Genomic DNA, 16,751 nt, shown 5'->3' with positions numbered 1-16,751 from the left:
CGCTCCGCGTTGCGCCCTTAATCCAGGGAGAGGGAGACCATGTCCGCCACGCCCACCACGCCTCCACCGGCGCTGCGTCCCTACCTCACCGCCCGCCACGATCTGCTGTGGCAGGAGGCGGACGCCTTCGTGGCCGAGCACGTCGCTCCGCGCGTCGCGCGGATGGAGGCCGCTCCGGGCCGGGTGGAAAGCAAGGTCGCCGACCTGATGGCCGCCCGGGCTTGGTTCACCGTCACCGTCCCGGCCGTCTTCGGCGGGCTGGGCGCCGGACACGTGGCCAGGACCGTCTTGGTCCACCGCATCGCACGGGTCTCGGCGGCTGCCGCGGCCATCCTGCAGGCCACATTGATCCCCGTGGGCGCCCTGCTGCACTTCGCCACCTACGAGCAGAAGGGCCGCTGGCTTCCCAGGGTGGCGGACGGTTCCCTGCTGCTGTCGATCGCCGTGACCGAACCGCTCGCCGGCGGACACATCGGCGGCATCGAGACCGCTGCCGAACGCGCCGGCATCGACTGGGTGATCACCGGCAGCAAGATCCATATCGGCAACAGCCACCTCGCCGGGGCACACCTCGTCGTCGCCCGCACCGCCGCGGCCGGAGTGAGCACCTCCCAGGCGCTGACCGCGTTCGTGGTCGAAGCCGACCGCCCCGGACTTTCCGTCTCCGACCACCGTGCCGGCCTCGGTCTGCACGGCTTCTCCGCCGGCCGCCTAGACCTCGATCACGTCCGCGTCCCCGACGACAACGTGGTCGGCGAGGTCGGCCAGGGACTGGCCGTGGCCCAGAGCAGCAGCATCCTCTACGGCCGCCCCAACCTGGCCGCCGTCAGCCTCGGCATCCACGAAGCCGTCGTGGACACCACCACCGCCCGGCTCAAGGCCCGCCCCCGCTACCAGGGCGTCCTCTCCGACCTGCCCGTCCTGCGGGACCGCGTCGGCGACATGGAGGCCCGCCTGCGCGCCGCACGAATACTCGCCTACCAGTCCGTGCACCTCCTCGACCAGGGCCTGCCCTGCGACGCCGAACTGATCAACTCGAAATACCTCGGCCACAAGTGGGCCATGCAGTCCGCCCAGGACGCCATGGAACTGCACGGCGCCCACGCCCTCGATGGCGACTACATCCTCCAGCGCCTGTGGCGCGACATCCAGCACACCTACCCACCGGCCGGAACCGGCGAAGTCCAGCGCATCCGCCTCGCCGACAGCGCCCTCGACGAAGACCGCATCCAGTGGTCCGAACGCCTCGCCGCCGAAGCCGCCTGGGCACGACCCGACCCGACCGCCGCATAAGCCCCCGTGCGCGGTACCCCGTGACTCCCCATCGCCGCGCACGGGCCCGTGCCGCCGGCCCCCGTCCCCCGCGGGGACCGGCGGCGCACCCTCCCAGTGACCATCCACCCAGCCGAGAGAGACACCGTGACCCTGCCCGTGACGACCAGCGCACCGATCACACCACTGACGCCGACCCTGCAGCGCGTCGCCCAGCACCTCGCGAACGGCCTCACGGCCCAAGAGATCGCCACGCAGAGCGTCCTGTCACCCGTGACCGTCCGCCAGTACCTCCGCGACATCCGCGAGAGCCTGCACTGCGCGCCCCGCTGCAAGCCCCCAGTGATCGTGCACCGCCTGTTCGCCACCCGGCAGGTGGCCTCGCCCACGGCGGACGGGCCGGCACCGACGCTCAGCCGGAATCAACTGCTGCTGCTCCGGGCCGTCGCCGAGCACAGCGACCCCCACGATATCGCCGTCGCCGCCAAACTCGCCCCCGCCGACCAGCGCGCCGCACTCGACCAACTCCTCGCCGACACAGGCGCGCGGGACACCACCCACCTGGTGATCCTTGCCCACGGCTGGAAGCTGCTGCCGACCGACCCGGCGGCGCGGAGCGGAGCGAGCCAGTGAACAAGCCCCCCACTCCCCTGGCCAACGAAGAGCCTCCAGCTGCTACCTCGGTCGCGTCGCAGTACCCGGGCGCCGTATACGCGGTGCGCACGTTACGTACGGACGCTGAGCGCGCGGAAGCCGCTGCTCTCGTGCAGGACCGGCAGCACTGGCTCACCCTGCGCGGTCTCCCCGTGCCCGCTCAAGCCGACGTTCCGGCCCTGTTCCGCGACCGGCAGACGAGGTCGGCCGGTCTGTTCGAGGACGGAAAGCTGCTCGCCTGCATGGTCCCCGCGCGCGACCCCGGCCTCAGCTGGGGCGAAGGCCCCTGCCTCCGCCTGGGACGCGTCCACACCCTGCCCGACCAGCCCGACGACATCACCCGGCTGATCACCCTGTGGGCCTCCGACCTCGCCGCCCGGCAGGGCCTCCCGCTCGTACGGGCCGAAAACCTGGCCCGTCACGCCCTCCAAGCCGAGCCCATCGCCGCTCTGCTGCGCCGGCTCACGGACATGGGCTGGGACGTGCGGGGTTCCGGCCCGGGACGGGAGGGGGACCGCGTCGCCCGCCTCGAACTGGCCGCAGAGCACCGCCCAAGGCTCAGCGCATTGATCAGCTGCCAGACCCATGCACCTCATCTGGCCGCGGACGATCGGAGCACCGCGTGACAACCGACGAACCGCAGCGACCCGACCTTGCCCGCGAGCTGATCGTCCGCGCAACGGAATCGGCCGTGCACCGAGCCAAGCGCGTGCGCGACGAGCTCGACGCAGTCCAACTCGGGCAGGGCCGGCACACCGACCACGCCAACACCAAGTTCCTGCGCCGGATCCTGGGTGAATACGAGTGGCCCGGCTACCGCCTCGTCGGCCCTGCTGCTGCCCGCGCCGCCTGGAGCATCGCCCTGCACAGCGACCACGATCTCACCCTCCAGCGCGCCGCCACCATCCTGCTCGGGCGTGCGGTCGAGGCCGGCGACGCGCTCGTCGAGCACTGGGCGCACCTTCACGACCGCGCCCTCATTACCGGCGGGTGCGCCCAGGAGTACGGCACCCAGCTCCTGCTGACCGCCAATGGGATCGAGCTGTGCCCGCTGCGCGCGCCTGCGTCCGTCGACGCACGCAGGGCCACTGTGGGTCTGCCGCCGCTAGCCGTCGCGCTCAACGCGGTGCGCCGCCGGTACACGCCGGACAGCTCCGCCGACGAAGCCCCGACCGTCGTCCTCGCGGGGGCCGCGTGAACAGGCGGACCTCCAAGTTTTCCCTCAGTCGGCCCACTGGCCTCATCTCCGATCTGCGAAAGGTTCGTTGACCGATGAAGCTCCCCACCGCCGTCCTCGCTGCCGGTGCTGCCCTGTCCCTCACGACCGCCGTGGTCGGAGCCGCCCGGCTCAGGCAGAACGCACGGCACCAGACCGAGCGGCACGAGGTGCTCCTAGCGGGCAACCAGCTCGACTGGCTGAACCGGGTGTCCACCAACGCCGACCTCGCCGAGCTGTGGAAGCCCGAGGACATGAAGGCCGAGGAGTACATGCAGCTCATGTCGGCCAACCGACTCATCTGCGCCCTCAGCCTCCGACACTGCCTCGGCCGCGTCCACGACGGACAGCTGCCGTTCTATGCCGCGATGGTCATGAGCAGCGATGTCTGCCGGCGCTACTGGCAGCGCTTCGGCGACCTCCGGACCCAGGAGGCCGAGGGCGACGAGCGGGCCGAGCACTTCACCCGCGTACTCGACCAGGCCGCGAAGAACCATCCGCAGGCGCAGCCCGAGGCAGCCTGACGGCGTATCTCGGGGCCCCGTCACCCTTTTCGGACTCCGTGTCTGTCCCCAACTCCTCAGCCGGACAGCAGTTCTCGTATCCGGCGAGGTGGCCGAGGAGGCCCGACCGGCCCAGGCCGCACAGCTGCCGCCCGTCGGACAGAGCCGGCCGTACAGCAACACACCGAAATGAAGTGTCTCACCACACCGATCAGGAGGATAGCCGTGACTCCCAAGGTGACCGGCCAGCGTGTGAGGACCGCCTCGGCCTCTGCCGCGCAGGGCCCGTTCGACCTCGACATCAGCGTCATCGAATCGGGCGGCACGGTCGGGGCGAGTATCGCCTCCGACGGCGGCTGCGGCTCGACATGCGGTGGCAACGCCTGCATCTCCAGCGGCTCCTGACCTCACCAGACCACCGGCACGACGCCCATGTCGTGCCGGCGCCGCCCACGCGGCACGTCCCTTGCGGCTTGATCGCAGCCGCGCACGACAACGGAGGAATCACCACATGCAGAACGACGAATTCGACCTCGACATCACCGTCCTGGAGTCCGACGACGGCTCCGCCACGCTGATCAACCTCACCGACGACGGCTGCGGCAGCACCTGCTCCAGCCCGTGCGCCACCAACGTGGCCTGATCATCTTCCACCGCACCACGAGTAGGGAGAAGCCCGCATGAACGCGAACACGATCAAGGGCCAGGCGCAGTCCCCGGCCGCCACGCCGGGCGGTGACGCGTTCGACCTGGACATCACCGTCCTGGAGTCGGGCGACGGCTCCGCCACGGTGATCAACCTGACGGACGACGGCTGCAAGCCGAGCTGCCAGGGGTCCTGCGCCACCAACGTGGCCTGACCTCGGCGCTTCGATCTGCCAGCCCGCGCGGCCTTGCGCCGCGCGGGCTGGCACCCACCCCAACACACCACAACTAGGGAGGGTGCATGGGTTCCCGGAAGGACGGTCCGCTGTACCGGTGCGCGGACGCTGCGCTGGTGCGCGCCGCCCGTTTCTCGAGGCTGCCGCTTCCCGCATGGCCGGACCTCACTGACGAGGCCCCGGACCGTGAGGTGCGGTGGCAGACGTGGCTGCGCGACATCTGGTCGCTGTCCGAGGCCGCCGACTCCATCGAGCAGGCAAGCCCTCTGCTCGCGCAGCAGGTTCAGACCCTGTGCTCGGTGGCCAGTCCCGAGACCCGTCAGTTACGCCGCGCAGTGGTGTCGGTCATGCGGTACCTGCTGCGTATGACGGGCCGGGCGACCCCGAACGGTCTGTTCGCCGGCATCGCGCCCGCCTCGTTCGGGGAACGACCGGGATGGTCCTGGGGTGAGCGGCACCGACCCGTCATCCGTGCCGACGGCGACTGGATCGCGGACCTTGTCGCCCGCCTGGAAGCAAATCCTGAACTCCTGCGGCACCTGCATGTGATGGCCAACAACACCATCTTCATACGGGGAGATCGGCTCATCGTGCCCTACCCGCCCCGCTCACGCCGCACCGACGGCAGCCCGGCGGCCGAAGTGTCCCTCCGGTACACCGGCGCCGTTCGTATCGCCGTTGACGCCGCCGCCTCGCCCGTCCCCGTCCATGCGGTAATCGCACGGATGAGGAGCGAGTTCCCCAACGTTCCCGCTGACCGGGTGGAAGGGCTCGTCAGCAGCCTCGTCGAACGCGGTGTGCTCATCAGCAGCCTGCACGCGCCCTCTGCCACCCTCGACGCCCTGGGTCACCTGATCGAGCAGGCCGAAGCAGCCGCCGCCCCATCGGCCACGGGCCTCGTGGCCGACCTGCGGCCGGTCCGCGACGCCATCGCCCGGCACAACCAGGTCCTGGCCCCGGCGGACGGTCGGCGCCTGCGTACCGCTTTACGTCAGAAGATGACCGCCTTGAGTAGCGTCAAGGCTCAGCCGTTCACGCTGGACCTGCGCATGGACTGCTCCCTCACTCTGCCCCCACAGGTTGCCCGCGAGGCGGAGCAGGCCGCCACGGTGCTGGCCCGGCTGAGTGCGTACCCCTTCGGCACTCCGGCGTGGAAGGACTTCCACAACCGGTTCTTCGAGCGGTACGGCATCAACTCGCTGGTCCCGGTCCGGGACCTGGTGGACCCGGACGTCGGCCTCGGGTTCCCGGTCGGATACCGCGATGCGCAACCTGAGCAGGGTGAGGCCCTGACCTCTCGTGAACAGCAGCTGCTCTCCCTCGCCCAGGCGGCAGTCCTCGACGGCCGCGACGAGATCAGCCTGGACGAGGACCTGATCCGCACGTTGACGGTCGGAGACCGTAACGCCCCGCAGGTACCGGCCCACACGGAGCTGCGCTTCAAGATCCGTGCCGCTTCGCAAGAAGCTCTGGACAGTGGAGACTTCGTTCTTCACGGCCTCGCCCCTTCCCGCGGAATCGGCACCACGATCGGCCGCAGCCTCGGGTTGCTCGCACCAGACGATCAGGCCCGCGTAGGCGCCTTGTTGAAGGAGCTGCCGGTCAACACGACCGGCTCGATTCCCACGCAGGTCTCCTTCGCTCCACTCGACCGGGGAGACACCAACGTCACCCGCGTTGCCGAACTCCTGCCGGCCGTCATCAGCCTGGCGGAGCACCGTGAGGTGGATGCGCGCACGATCAGGCTCGACGACCTTGCCGTGGGCTGCGACCGCCGCAGGCTCTATCTCGTCTCCCTCTCCCGGGCGTGCCTGCTGGATCCCATGACGCTGCACGCTCTGGATCTGCGAGGGCACACGCCGCCGCTGGCGCGCTTCCTCACCGAGATCAGCCGCTCCCAGACCGCCGTCCTGACCATGTTCCCTTGGGCGTCCGCCACAGCCCTGCCGTATCTGCCGCGTGTGCGCTACGGCCGCGCGATCCTCTCTCCGGCACGGTGGCGACTGGAGCGGTCGGAGCTGCCCGCCCGCCGGGCCTCCTGGGAGGAGTGGCATAAGGCGGCCGACGGGTGGCGCGCACGCCGCCGAGTTCCTGACCACGTCGCGCTGGCCGAGGGCGACCAGCTCCTGCCGCTGGACCTCTCCGAACGTGCGCACCTCGCGCTGCTGCGCGCCCACCTGGATACCCACGAATCGGCGATCTTGACGGAAGCGGAATCCGACGGGGGCTGGTTCGACGGCCAGGCTCACGAGATCATCGCCCCGATGGCGGCCGTCCGCCCGCCGCAGTGGCCGAGCGTCCCGCCCATCACCGTGGACCGGCTCGTCACCCGCGAGCACGGGCACCTTCCGGGCATCGCCTCCTGGCTGCTGGTCAAGCTGTACGGGCACATCGAACGACAGTCCGAGATCCTTGCCGACCACCTTCCCGCGCTGCTCGGCCAGTGGGACTCGCCGCTGACCTGGTGGTACATGCGCTACCGGGACCCTCGCTGGCACCTGCGCCTGCGCATCGCGGTCCCCAGCCAGCAGGACTTCGCGCTCACCGTGCAGCGCGTGTGTGCCTGGGCGAACGGACTGCGCCGTGCTGGGATCCTCGCCGACATGCAGTTCGCGACCTCCTACCCGGAGACAGGCCGGTGGGGCGCCGGGCCGCTGATGAGGCTGGCCGAGGACGTGTTCGCCGCTGACTCCCGAGCACTGGCCGTCCAGTTCGCCCAGAGCACCCGTCCGCACCGACAGGTCCTCGCCGCCGCCAACTTCGTGTCCCTCGCCGCCGCCTTCACGGGCAGCATCTCGGCCGGCATGGACTGGCTGATCGCCCACGGCCGGATCGCCGACCCGCGCCCGATGGACCGGGCAGTGCTCGGTCAGGCGGTTCGCCTGGCCGATCCGACTGACGGCTGGGCGGCCCTGCGCGCGGCCCCCGGCGGCGCGGCCATCGCCAGCGCCTGGAGCGAGCGCGACGAGGCCCTGGCCCGCTACCGGCAGGAGCTGGACGCGTCCGGTGGGGGCATCGACCCGGACCTCGTTCTCGACTCGTTGCTGCACGCCCACCACATCCGCGCCGTCGGCATCGGCAAGGAGGACGAGCGGATGTGCGTACGGCTGGCCCACGCCGCCGCGATGGCCTGGACTCACCGAGGAGATCACCATGAACCTGCGTGACAGCGCGCGGGTCGCCGCCGACACGATCGCCGCGCGGCTCGCCTCGCCGGAGGACGTTCGTGGGCTGCCTCACCGCCAGGGCTGGTGGCCGCAGTCGCTCGCGCACGGCGCGGTTGGTGTCGCGCTGCTGCACATCGAGCGGGCCCGCACCGGTCAAGGGCCGTGGCAGCGCGCCCACGACTGGCTCGCCTGCGCCGCATCCGAACCTGCCGTCGGCGGCCCGGACAGCCACCTCTACTACGGGGCGCCGGCGCTCGCCTTCGCTCTCCACGCCGCCTCCGACCGCCCCGGACGCTACGCCCGCGCCCTGGACACCCTTGACCGGTACGTCACGACGGCGGTCCGGGACCGGCTCGCGGACGCCCACGCACGCATGGACCGCGGCGAGTTGCCCGTGCTGGCGGAGTTCGACGCGATCCGCGGCCTGAGCGGGATGGGCGGGCTCCTGCTGCACCGCGACGTCCACGCCGACGTCCTCCGCGAGATTCTGACCTACCTGGTCCGGTTGGCCGAGCCGGTCAAGCACGACGGGGAAGTTCTGCCCGGCTGGTGGAGCCACCTCGCCCCCTCCGGGACGATCTCCTCCCAGTATCCGGAGGGGCACGCCAACAACGGCGTCGCCCACGGCATCGGCGGCCCCCTCGCCGTGCTCTCCCTCGCGGCCCGCCGCGGCGTCACTGTCGACGGCCAACTCGACGCGATTACGCGCATCCTGGCCTGGCTCGACCACTGGCAGCAGGACGGTCCCGCCGGCCCGTGGTGGCCGTACTGGATCACCCGCGAGCAGCTGCGCTCCGGCACGACCGGCCCTGGTCCCTCCCGGCCGTCCTGGTGCTACGGGACCGCAGGATTCGCCCGCACCCAGCAGCTCGCTGCCCTGGCCCTCAAGGATCCCGCCCGCCAACACGCTGCCGAATTCGCCCTCCTGCGCGCCATGACCGACCCGGGCCAACTCGACGCGACCGTGGATGTCTCCCTGTGCCATGGCTTCGCGGGTTTGATGCGCGTCACGCAACTCGCTGCCGCCGACGCCCTCGCTCCCGGCCTCGCCGAGTGCCTGCCCCGGCTCCTGGCCCCGATCACCGACACCGCGCCCGGCACCCTGGCGGACTCCCTGATCGCCCCGCCCGGCGGCGGAGACATCGGAGTCCTCGAAGGTGCCGCAGGCACCGCACTCGCCCTGAACGCCTTCCACACCGGAACGCCGTCCGCGTCCGGGTGGGACACCTGCTTCCTGATCAACTAGCCGACGAGAAGAGGGACCATGGCTGCGGACGAATGGTTGCAACGCCTTATCCGGTTCACCGACTGGAGCCGTGCGGAGGCCACCGCCGTGGAGCATCTGCTCCCGGTGCTGATCGCCCAGGAGGCGGAACTGGCCCAGTGGTCGTTCCTGCGGAAGTACCCCTGGTGGCGGTTGCGATACCGGGCCGCGGTCCCGGACTCGGCGAAGGTCCTCGACGCTGCCCTGGACGAGCTGGTCGACGCCGACGTCCTCGCTTCCTGGACGCGAGGTATCTACGAGCCGGAAGAGACAGCCTTCGGCGGCCCCGCCGCGATGAAAATAGCGCACACCCTGTTCCACTGCGACAGCCGTCACCTGCTGGAGGAGGTGGCCCGCCAGCAGGCACTCAGCGGCCCGGGTCCCCAGCTCGGCCGCCGCGAGCTGGCAGTCCTCCTGCTCAGCGTGGCGATGCGCGCGGCGGGACTCGACTGGTACGAGCAGGGCGACGTCTGGGCGAAGATCGCGGTCGAACGCCCAGGCGACGAGGTCCACAGCCCGCAACGGCACCGGGCCGCTGTCCACCGGTTGATGACCGTCGACGTCAGCACCACCAGCCGCAGCGTCACCCAGGGCCGACTCGCTCCGCTGGCCGAGTGGATAGCCACGTTTGAGTGGCTCGGCCAGCAGCTCGCCGATCTCAACCGCCAGGGCCGCCTGGAACGAGGGCTGCGCGCCGTGATCGCTCACCACGGCATCTTCCACTTCAACCGACTGGGCCTCCCCGCCCAGGACCAGCACACCTTGTCAACACTCGCGAAAGAGGCAGTCATGGGAACGAGCGACAACGCAGCGTCCACCCGAACCGAGGGGACGCCGAGCACTACGGTCAACGGGGTGAACAGTGACACCATCGAAGCCCCTTCCGCCGACCGTCTGCGCGCCCAGTTGATCGACCACCTGGTCGAGACGGGATGCGTGCGCACGCCCCGGGTGGAGGAGGCCATGCGGACCGTACCCCGCCACCTCTTCGTCCCGAACGCCCCGCTGGTGAAGGCGTACGGCAACACACCCGTGGACACGAAGTTCGACGGATCCGGCCGCTCCATCAGCTGCGCCTCCCAGCCCGACATCGTCGCCATGATGCTGGAACAGCTCGACGTCCAGCCCGGCCAGAAGATCCTGGAGCTGGGGGCCGGCACCGGCTTCAACGCCGGACTCCTCGGCTACCTCGTCGGCGAGACGGGACACGTCACCACGATTGACGTGGACGAGGACATCGTGGCCGGAGCGCGCGGCGGACTGGCTGCCGCTGGCATCCACAACGTGGAGGTGATCCTCGGAGACGGAGCACTCGGCCACGCCCCCAACGCGCCGTACGACCGGATCGAAGCCACCGTCGGCGCCCACGGCGTTCCACACGCCTGGCTCGACCAGCTCGCCCCCGGCGGGCGGCTCCTCACGCCACTACGCCTGCGCGGCAGCGTCTCCCGCTCGATCGCGTTCGAGAACCAGGGCGGTGCCTGGCGCAGCGTCGGCAGCCAGATGAACACGTTCATGCCGCTGCGCCGGGGCATCGCTGACGACCCGCGCGTCTTCGTTCCCCTGGACCCCGACCACACCGTCACCCTCGTCACCAACGGAGACCAGAAGGTCGACGCGGACGCCCTGAGCGACATCTTCCGCCAGCCGCGTACCGAGGTGTGGACGGACGTCACCCTCCGGGGCCCGGAATCGGCGGAGTACCTGGAGCTGTGGCTCGCCTGCGCCATGCCGAACGGCCTGAGCCGGATGCCCGCCAACAACGAGGCCACCGAGAAGGGACTGGTCACCGCGCCCTACCCGTCCTCGACCGCTGTCTTCGAGGGCGGCACGCTCGCCTACCTCACCCGGCGCCCGTACGCGAAGAAGGCCCCCGACGGCGCCACCCTGTACGAGTTCGGCGTCATCGGCCACGGCCCCGACGCCCAAGCCCTTGCCGGAGACATCGCGGACCGGATCCGCACCTGGAACCAGGGCTTCCGGACACTCGAAGTCAGGTTCGAGATCCAGCCGCTCGACGCGGCCCCGCTCGCGCCGAAGCCCGGCCGCTTCGCCTTCGACAACCCGCTGAACCGCATCGCGATCGAATGGCAGTGACATGGACGTCAGCCAGATAGCGAAGCGGTTCCCGCTCGTTGCCCGTCCACGTCCAGCGTGCCCGCCCCTCGCTGAACGGGTCCGCGAGATCACCGACCTCGTAGCCGCCGCCGAGCGCGACGGCAACGTGACCTCCGCGACCGTCGCCCTGAACAAGGCGGCGCTGATCGCGAGCGACTGCGGCATGCCGGACCTGGCGCGCACTCTGTGCTGGCGCCACGCCGAGGCCATCCTGCGCGCCCAGCCTCTGGGCGCGCAGGAAGCCCAGCACGCCCTGGAACCCCTGGTCAACCTGGCCCGACTCCGTATCCGCGATGGCGACGGGCCCGGCGCGTACCACCTGCTCGACTCCTTAAACCGAGCGGTGAGATCGCAAAGTGAAACGGTCATCGACGGCCGCACCACATCCTTCCAGCACCTCACGACGTCGGCAGCCGACCATCAACAGGTGTGCCAGTGGCTGTGGACCGTCCTCCTCGGCGATGGAACCCGTGCCCTTGTCGCAGCAGGTGAATGGGATCGCGCACTAACACACAGCAAGCAGCACCGCGGCATAGGCCAGCGCCTCTTCGACGGGCGTCAAGTGGAAGTGCTCGCCCGCTGTCTTGGCGAGCAACCCAGTGATGCGCTGAAGTTCCTGCACGAAAGCACCCTGGTGGAGCCATGGGAGCACTCCGTCGCGGCAGTCCTCACCGTCCTCTGCCGCAGGGCAGCAGACGAGCAACCGGTTGAGCTGATCGCCAAGATGGTGCAGCGCTATTTGGCTCTCGGCTCGGCCCCCGAACTTGCCGTGTTCCGGTCCCGTGTGGGACTGGTCGTGCTCGATCTCTCCCCAAGGAGCCGACGGTCCGAAGCAATGCACCGCCTCGCCAGCGAAGCGACGGCGCGTCCCGACGGGTACATCGCACGAGACGTTCTGGCCCACCCGGTGGGCCGCGAAGGGCTGAGCCAGGACGAGCGCAGAACACTCGCCGCCGCCGTCACCTCCGCCGGCCTCGGACTGGGCACCATCCCCGCCCCTCTGGCGCAGGCCATGCGGGACGCTTCGACAGTCGCAGTGGGAGTCTGGGAACGCCACGCCAACCGCCAAGCAAACGCCTCATCGGCGTCCTCAAGGCCGGACCGGGAGCCGGCGCCCTGACCGCCCACGGCCATGAGGCGCGTCGATAGGTCTCCTCGGTGTCCCGGTCCGCCGCGGTAGATCCACGAACTTCTGACCGCCCGGCCATAGGGCCCCTGCCGGTGGAAGGGACTGCGTCAGAACGCAAGATGGCTGGGAAGAGGTTGATGGGCCAGCCTAGCGGTCTTGCCGCTGCAAGCACTTCCAGTGGAAGCACACCTGGGGCGCCGGTAGCGATCTAGGCAACCGCCTCTGACTTCCCATCAAATAGAGCCTGAAACGCTTCGGAAAATCCCCGCATCTCACCCTCACCCCTGTGCGATGTCACAGTCTCGAAGTACCACGCACTATCGGACTCGGTCACCCCTCGCCATATCCCCCACGTCAGGACGATGCGCCCATCCGAACACTGTGCCGATATCTTCAGTTGCCCCTCACTGGACTGCCAAGTGCGAGGTTCACTCCAGCTGCCCGATGCGTCAGCCAGTGATGAAATGAATTCCACCAGTCCGTCACCGTCCAGCGTCCGGACCAACTCGCTGACGTCCACCCACGCGCCCTTGGCCCGTACGGTCATATCAAGCGCAGGGTCGTCCCCGTACGGCCGCGTCGGCATGGAGAACAGCAGGTGGACCCCTTGCCCCGGGTCTCCTACGCGGAGGATTTGTCCGCCGCGCGCATCGCGAATGATCATTGGCCCATTCTATTGCCTTCCCCTCCTTCCCTGAAGGGTGACGCTTACCACGCAGCATTGCTTCCCTCGCCGGCCCGCAACAAGAGCTCCCCTCTTCTGTAACGGTGTGCTATTTTTGCGATTGCTGTCACTCTGACGGGATTCTGCAGAAGTCACGCTATGAGCTTGCAAGTTGAATGCAACGCCGAGCGTTGGGACAGTTCAACGGGCCGGAGCAGCCGCTGGAGTTGGCACCCTTGAATGCACGAGGAGCGGACAGCTCCGCCGACGCGGACAAACGGGCGAATGCCGGACCTGGGTCAGTCATGCCATACCAGCCGGATCTGAGCCCTCAGGCTGCCGAACAGACCTAGGGGGAGAGCCTTGCCTCGACCGGGTGCAGCCTCGACGCGTCGAGAAGCAACGCCCTGCCCCTGCCGCGGGAACGATCCGGCAACAGGCGGCGGCGTTGGTGGCTCTGTCCGCCGTCTCATTCGTGGCCGTTGGCCTTGGCGGCGTCGACTTCCTGCCGTTCGTCGGCCACCAAGGGCACGCAGCTCACGCCGTAGACGGACTGGTACGGGGGTGGCTGAGACCAGCGTCCCGTGCAACGCCAGTCGGCGCTCGGAGGGAACGTCGCCACGGTTGCCTCGGCAGCCGGTTGGCAGTGGCGGCGAAGGGGGGCCACATGCCAGGGATTACCCGGCCAGGCCGCGGAAAGCCGAGTGCCAGCGGGGCCCGTCACTTTGCTTCGACGGGTTGTCGGCCTGCTGGCTCCTGGGGTGCTCGCTGGGTCAGGATCGTCATGCGGCAGCCAGGAAGACCAGCGGGTTGCAGCACGTGCGTGACCAGTTCGGTCACTTGACCGTCGAAGAGCGGAAGCGTCATCTGCAGTACGTGGCCGTCATAGTGGTCGGCGAAGTCGGCTGCGCCACGGGTCCACAGGTCGCGTACGGCGGGGTTCTGACGGGTGTCACTGATGAGCTGCTGAAGGTTTAGGTCGTGGGGGCGGTCGACGGCCGCGTCGCGGAGCATGCGCACGCACACCTCCGCGTCGGCCTCCCAGTTCAGGTGCTGGTCCCGCGCTTCGGCGCTGAGGAGCAGCCACCGCATGAGGTTGGCCCCGGGAGTGGTCGACCACGGGAACAGAGCGGCCATCGACGTGTTGACGGCCAGGACGTTCCAGGTGGCATCGATGACGTAGGCGGGGAAAGGCTGCTGGTCCAGCAGGAGGCGCAGTTCTTCGCTGATGCGTGGTGCTTCCTGGGTTTCCGTGCTGGAGAGTCCCCCGCCGTTGCTGACGAGGAACAGTGCACGTCGCTGGACGCGGTCGAGTCCGAGTAGCGTGCCGATGGTGTCGAGTTCGTGGCGGGTGAGGGGGCGGGTGATCACTCCGCCTTCAAGGTCCCTGTACCAGCGCTCGCTCCTGTGCAGGGCGTCGGCCACTTCTCTCTGGAGGATCGGGCGGCCGAGCGTGGTGCTGGCAGCGGCCCGGAAAACACGCAGCAGGGCACCGATCTCGGTGGATCCTCCTTCACCGCCGCCATCCTTCATGGCCCCGCACATGCCACGTTCCTCGCACTTCTCGTCTGCCTAGTCCTGATCAAATCGCGCGTTCCTCAAGGCTATATCGAGCAGACGCCGTTCCCTGCGCTACATGATAGAGCGATGGCGACCCTGCGCGACCGGCAGAAGATTGCCGGTCACCGCATTTTGACCGACTTGTCCCCTGGGGGCGCAGAGAGTCATTGATAGCCGCGCCGCCCAGGTCTGGCGAAGTGCGCGTATACATAGGCAAGTTGAGTAGTGCTGACGCGCAACGAGCATTTCCTTAGCAGGCATCCCGTGACCCTGCTGTGATCTTTACCGTGCATTGACGAATGATCCGGACCAAGCCCAAGATCTGTTCGTCCATACAGTGCACCGCAGGTCACGGGGTGAGTCGCGGGGGCATAAGCCATGCCCCCGCTGGATCAGCGTGAGCGCTACTGGTCAGACATGACTTGGATCACTCTGATCGGGCGGTTGAAGAAGCCGCTGCAGCATGCGACACGAGGGAGGGTGCAGTGAAGATCATCTGCAAGAACGTCGGGGCAGCCGAGCCGCCGCCCGTCTCTCCGTTTACTGCCCCTACCACGAGAGCCACGTATTGGGTGCCCCGGCGTTCGACAGAGGGTACTTCAGCGAGATCTGGATCTTGGCGCATTTCCCGCATGTGTTCGCCGCCCTCGGCCCGGCGTCCGGCCGGACCCTTGGCAGGACGAGTGTTACACGGAGGGCGCGAATGGCTGGGCTGACAGAGGGCCGCACATTCAGATCCGACGCTCAAGGAAGATTCAACTCCCGGACGTCGGACGCTACATGGTGAGCCGGTCTCTGGGGAGAAATTCTCACCACCTCTCCCGCGTCGGCATTCTCTCCTCTAGGCGCATAAGCGCGGCTTCACCGGGAGGCACGCCTTACATGCCCGCCGCCCCGGGTAACGGGATGGCGCACCCGGTCGGCGCGGCAGCCGCCCCCGCCCCCCCCCCAGAGCCGGACCGAACTCCGTCGACCTGCCGTCCACCCCCTAGAACGGGAGCGCGATCATTCGGTGACTATCTGCAACTAGTACAGAGTTTAAGAACCAAGTCTGGATCTTGACGCAGGTCCGTGCGTATGTTCGTCGTCCCTGGGCAGCCCGCCCACGGCAACGAACGTGAGGAGACCACGAACCGGACCCCGAAGGTCCATGAACCAGCGACGGCGCCCGAGAGCGGTAACTCACGGACGCCGAACGCTAAGCGGCATGACCGCCCCGGCAAGGGCGGAGACTGCCCACCATCACCACGCTGAGTCCTTCCGAGGGGCGCATCAGCGTGGCAACACTGCAAAAGGGAGTATCGCATGTCTCCTGCCCTGCGCATAAGGCCCTTCCGCCTGACCTGCGCGGCAGCCACCCTCGCCTCGGTGCCTCAGCGCTCCGAGCCGAGCCTCCGGTCCCGCACGCTCGTCGGGGGTGGCCGATGAGCAGCGAAGCCCGTGACTGGGTGTGGGAGCACAGTTCCAGCCGAGGGGCCGCGCGTCTGGTCCTGCTGTCGATCGCCGACCGGGTAGCGGATGAGCAGTGCGTCTCCTGGGCCTCACTGTCCAGCCTGGCCAAGCGGACCCGCGCCTCGGTGTCCACGGTGCGCGAAGCCATCGAGCGGCTGCGCCTGGCCGGCGAACTGGAGCAGCTCGACGACCTGGTGGGTCCGCAGCGCAGCACGGTCTACCGTCTGCCTCTCGCCGCCGAAGCCCTCGCGCAGGCGCTGCGAGAGCAGCAGGAGGCAGACGGCGATACGGCGGTGGCGGACGAGCCGGCCGCCCCTGCCAAGCTCCGGCTCTCGGTCCTGCGACGGTACGGGATCCGCCCGCGTGAGGTGCCGGAATCCCCCGCGAGGGTCCGGAAACCGGCAGTACCGGAAACCGGCAGGTCCAGGCGGAAACCGGCACACCGACGTGCCGGAAACCGGCACAGGGATGTACCGGCCACCGGCACACAGAACCGTAGTGAACCTGATTTGAACCGGAGGTACAGCAGTGGTGGTGCTGCGGTCACCTCGGCTGCCGAGTGGCAGGTCGACCCCGCCACCCACACCTGGGCCCGCCAGCAGGGACACCTCAACCGCCTCGGCGAGCAGGGCCTGCAGGCCGCCGACGCGAAGTGGCGTGCACACCGGGCAGACCATGCTCCGAGGCCGGCGGAAGCCTGGGCGGCCGACTGGCGCTCCTGGGTCGCCCGGGAGCACTCCCCCAGCCGCCCGAACCTCTACGCCGTGCCCGGTAAGAACTCCGCCGCGCCCGGTGGCATGACGCGGGCCGAGAAGCACACCGCCGCCCTTCTCGCCGCCCTGGACGAGCCGACCGGAACGGAGGGCTGAGC

At 69.1% G+C, this 16,751-nt stretch carries 15 protein-coding genes; 13 read left to right on the top strand and 2 right to left on the bottom strand.

Annotated elements, in window-relative coordinates; translation table 11 throughout:
- Positions 1 to 39 precede the first annotated feature (39 nt).
- The 12 genes from ACIQFU_RS12555 (at position 40) to ACIQFU_RS12500 (ending at position 12,195) form a co-directional block, all read left to right on the top strand.
- A complete protein-coding gene (locus tag ACIQFU_RS12555) occupies positions 40 to 1,293 on the top strand; it encodes an acyl-CoA dehydrogenase family protein (RefSeq protein ID WP_402550894.1) in 1,254 nt (417 codons plus the stop codon).
- A gap of 138 nt (positions 1,294 to 1,431) precedes the next feature.
- Positions 1,432 to 1,905: a LuxR C-terminal-related transcriptional regulator gene (locus ACIQFU_RS12550; protein ID WP_402550892.1), complete on the top strand. Its 474-nt coding sequence runs from the start codon at positions 1,432 to 1,434 to the stop codon at positions 1,903 to 1,905.
- Positions 1,906 to 2,036: 131 nt separating this feature from the next.
- The gene (locus ACIQFU_RS12545; RefSeq protein ID WP_402550891.1) at positions 2,037 to 2,552 is read left to right on the top strand and encodes a hypothetical protein; all 516 of its coding nucleotides are present in this window, start codon (positions 2,037 to 2,039) and stop codon (positions 2,550 to 2,552) included.
- Entirely contained in the window at positions 2,549 to 3,124 is a 576-nt protein-coding gene (locus ACIQFU_RS12540) for a DUF6624 domain-containing protein (protein ID WP_402550890.1), read from the top strand. The genes ACIQFU_RS12545 and ACIQFU_RS12540 overlap by 4 nt, the downstream gene beginning before the upstream one ends.
- 74 nt (positions 3,125 to 3,198) lie before the next feature.
- Positions 3,199 to 3,666 (top strand): DUF6082 family protein, encoded by a 468-nt coding sequence (locus ACIQFU_RS12535; protein ID WP_402550889.1) that lies wholly within the window; start codon positions 3,199 to 3,201, stop codon positions 3,664 to 3,666.
- Positions 3,667 to 3,870: 204 nt separating this feature from the next.
- Positions 3,871 to 4,050 (top strand): FxLD family lanthipeptide, encoded by a 180-nt coding sequence (locus ACIQFU_RS12530; protein ID WP_402550888.1) that lies wholly within the window; start codon positions 3,871 to 3,873, stop codon positions 4,048 to 4,050.
- Between the two features lie 106 nt (positions 4,051 to 4,156).
- Complete coding sequence (locus ACIQFU_RS12525) at positions 4,157 to 4,288, top strand: FxLD family lanthipeptide (protein WP_402550887.1); 132 nt, start codon at positions 4,157 to 4,159, stop codon at positions 4,286 to 4,288.
- A gap of 37 nt (positions 4,289 to 4,325) precedes the next feature.
- Positions 4,326 to 4,505 carry an FxLD family lanthipeptide gene (locus ACIQFU_RS12520; RefSeq protein WP_402550886.1) on the top strand — a complete coding sequence of 60 codons (180 nt, stop codon included), beginning with the start codon at positions 4,326 to 4,328 and terminating at the stop codon, positions 4,503 to 4,505.
- Positions 4,506 to 4,591: 86 nt separating this feature from the next.
- Positions 4,592 to 7,693: a lantibiotic dehydratase gene (locus tag ACIQFU_RS12515; RefSeq protein ID WP_402550884.1), complete on the top strand. Its 3,102-nt coding sequence runs from the start codon at positions 4,592 to 4,594 to the stop codon at positions 7,691 to 7,693.
- Positions 7,680 to 8,939, top strand: a complete 1,260-nt coding sequence (locus tag ACIQFU_RS12510) for a lanthionine synthetase C family protein (RefSeq protein WP_402550883.1) — start codon at positions 7,680 to 7,682, stop codon at positions 8,937 to 8,939. Before ACIQFU_RS12515 ends, ACIQFU_RS12510 begins: the two co-directional genes overlap by 14 nt.
- Before the next feature lie 18 nt (positions 8,940 to 8,957).
- Positions 8,958 to 11,054: a methyltransferase, FxLD system gene (fxlM, locus tag ACIQFU_RS12505; protein ID WP_402550881.1), complete on the top strand. Its 2,097-nt coding sequence runs from the start codon at positions 8,958 to 8,960 to the stop codon at positions 11,052 to 11,054.
- 1 nt (position 11,055) lies between these two features.
- Positions 11,056 to 12,195 carry a hypothetical protein gene (locus tag ACIQFU_RS12500; RefSeq protein WP_402550880.1) on the top strand — a complete coding sequence of 380 codons (1,140 nt, stop codon included), beginning with the start codon at positions 11,056 to 11,058 and terminating at the stop codon, positions 12,193 to 12,195.
- Between the two features lie 217 nt (positions 12,196 to 12,412).
- Here ACIQFU_RS12500 and ACIQFU_RS12495 read toward each other — a convergent pair whose 3' ends face one another.
- Together ACIQFU_RS12495 and ACIQFU_RS12490 are read right to left on the bottom strand one after the other, a co-directional pair.
- A complete protein-coding gene (locus tag ACIQFU_RS12495) occupies positions 12,413 to 12,868 on the bottom strand; it encodes a DUF6228 family protein (protein ID WP_402550879.1) in 456 nt (151 codons plus the stop codon).
- A 720-nt stretch (positions 12,869 to 13,588) separates the two neighbouring features.
- On the bottom strand, positions 13,589 to 14,413 hold the full coding sequence (locus ACIQFU_RS12490; RefSeq protein WP_402550877.1) for a helix-turn-helix transcriptional regulator: 825 nt from the start codon (positions 14,411 to 14,413) through the stop codon (positions 13,589 to 13,591).
- Between the two features lie 1,439 nt (positions 14,414 to 15,852).
- On the opposite strand from ACIQFU_RS12490, the gene ACIQFU_RS12485 reads away from it, so the two are divergent.
- Complete coding sequence (locus ACIQFU_RS12485) at positions 15,853 to 16,749, top strand: helix-turn-helix domain-containing protein (protein WP_402550875.1); 897 nt, start codon at positions 15,853 to 15,855, stop codon at positions 16,747 to 16,749.
- Positions 16,750 to 16,751: the final 2 nt, after the last annotated feature.

The organism is Streptomyces sp. NPDC093065 (genome assembly GCF_044754585.1).
Taxonomy (GTDB): domain Bacteria; phylum Actinomycetota; class Actinomycetes; order Streptomycetales; family Streptomycetaceae; genus Streptomyces.
The sequence above is the reverse complement of the archived record's forward strand: the minus strand, read 5'-3'. Positions and strand labels throughout refer to the sequence as shown.

Coding starts and splice junctions, on each gene's coding strand:
- ACIQFU_RS12485 (WP_402550875.1), top strand. CDS start 15,853: ATGAGCAGCGAAGCCCGTGACTGGGTGTGGGAGCACAGTTCCAGCCGA.
- ACIQFU_RS12555 (WP_402550894.1), top strand. CDS start 40: ATGTCCGCCACGCCCACCACGCCTCCACCGGCGCTGCGTCCCTACCTC.
- ACIQFU_RS12525 (WP_402550887.1), top strand. CDS start 4,157: ATGCAGAACGACGAATTCGACCTCGACATCACCGTCCTGGAGTCCGAC.
- ACIQFU_RS12495 (WP_402550879.1), bottom strand. CDS start 12,868: ATGATCATTCGCGATGCGCGCGGCGGACAAATCCTCCGCGTAGGAGAC.
- ACIQFU_RS12515 (WP_402550884.1), top strand. CDS start 4,592: ATGGGTTCCCGGAAGGACGGTCCGCTGTACCGGTGCGCGGACGCTGCG.
- ACIQFU_RS12520 (WP_402550886.1), top strand. CDS start 4,326: ATGAACGCGAACACGATCAAGGGCCAGGCGCAGTCCCCGGCCGCCACG.
- ACIQFU_RS12490 (WP_402550877.1), bottom strand. CDS start 14,413: ATGTGCGGGGCCATGAAGGATGGCGGCGGTGAAGGAGGATCCACCGAG.
- ACIQFU_RS12510 (WP_402550883.1), top strand. CDS start 7,680: ATGAACCTGCGTGACAGCGCGCGGGTCGCCGCCGACACGATCGCCGCG.
- ACIQFU_RS12500 (WP_402550880.1), top strand. CDS start 11,056: ATGGACGTCAGCCAGATAGCGAAGCGGTTCCCGCTCGTTGCCCGTCCA.
- fxlM (WP_402550881.1), top strand. CDS start 8,958: ATGGCTGCGGACGAATGGTTGCAACGCCTTATCCGGTTCACCGACTGG.
- ACIQFU_RS12535 (WP_402550889.1), top strand. CDS start 3,199: ATGAAGCTCCCCACCGCCGTCCTCGCTGCCGGTGCTGCCCTGTCCCTC.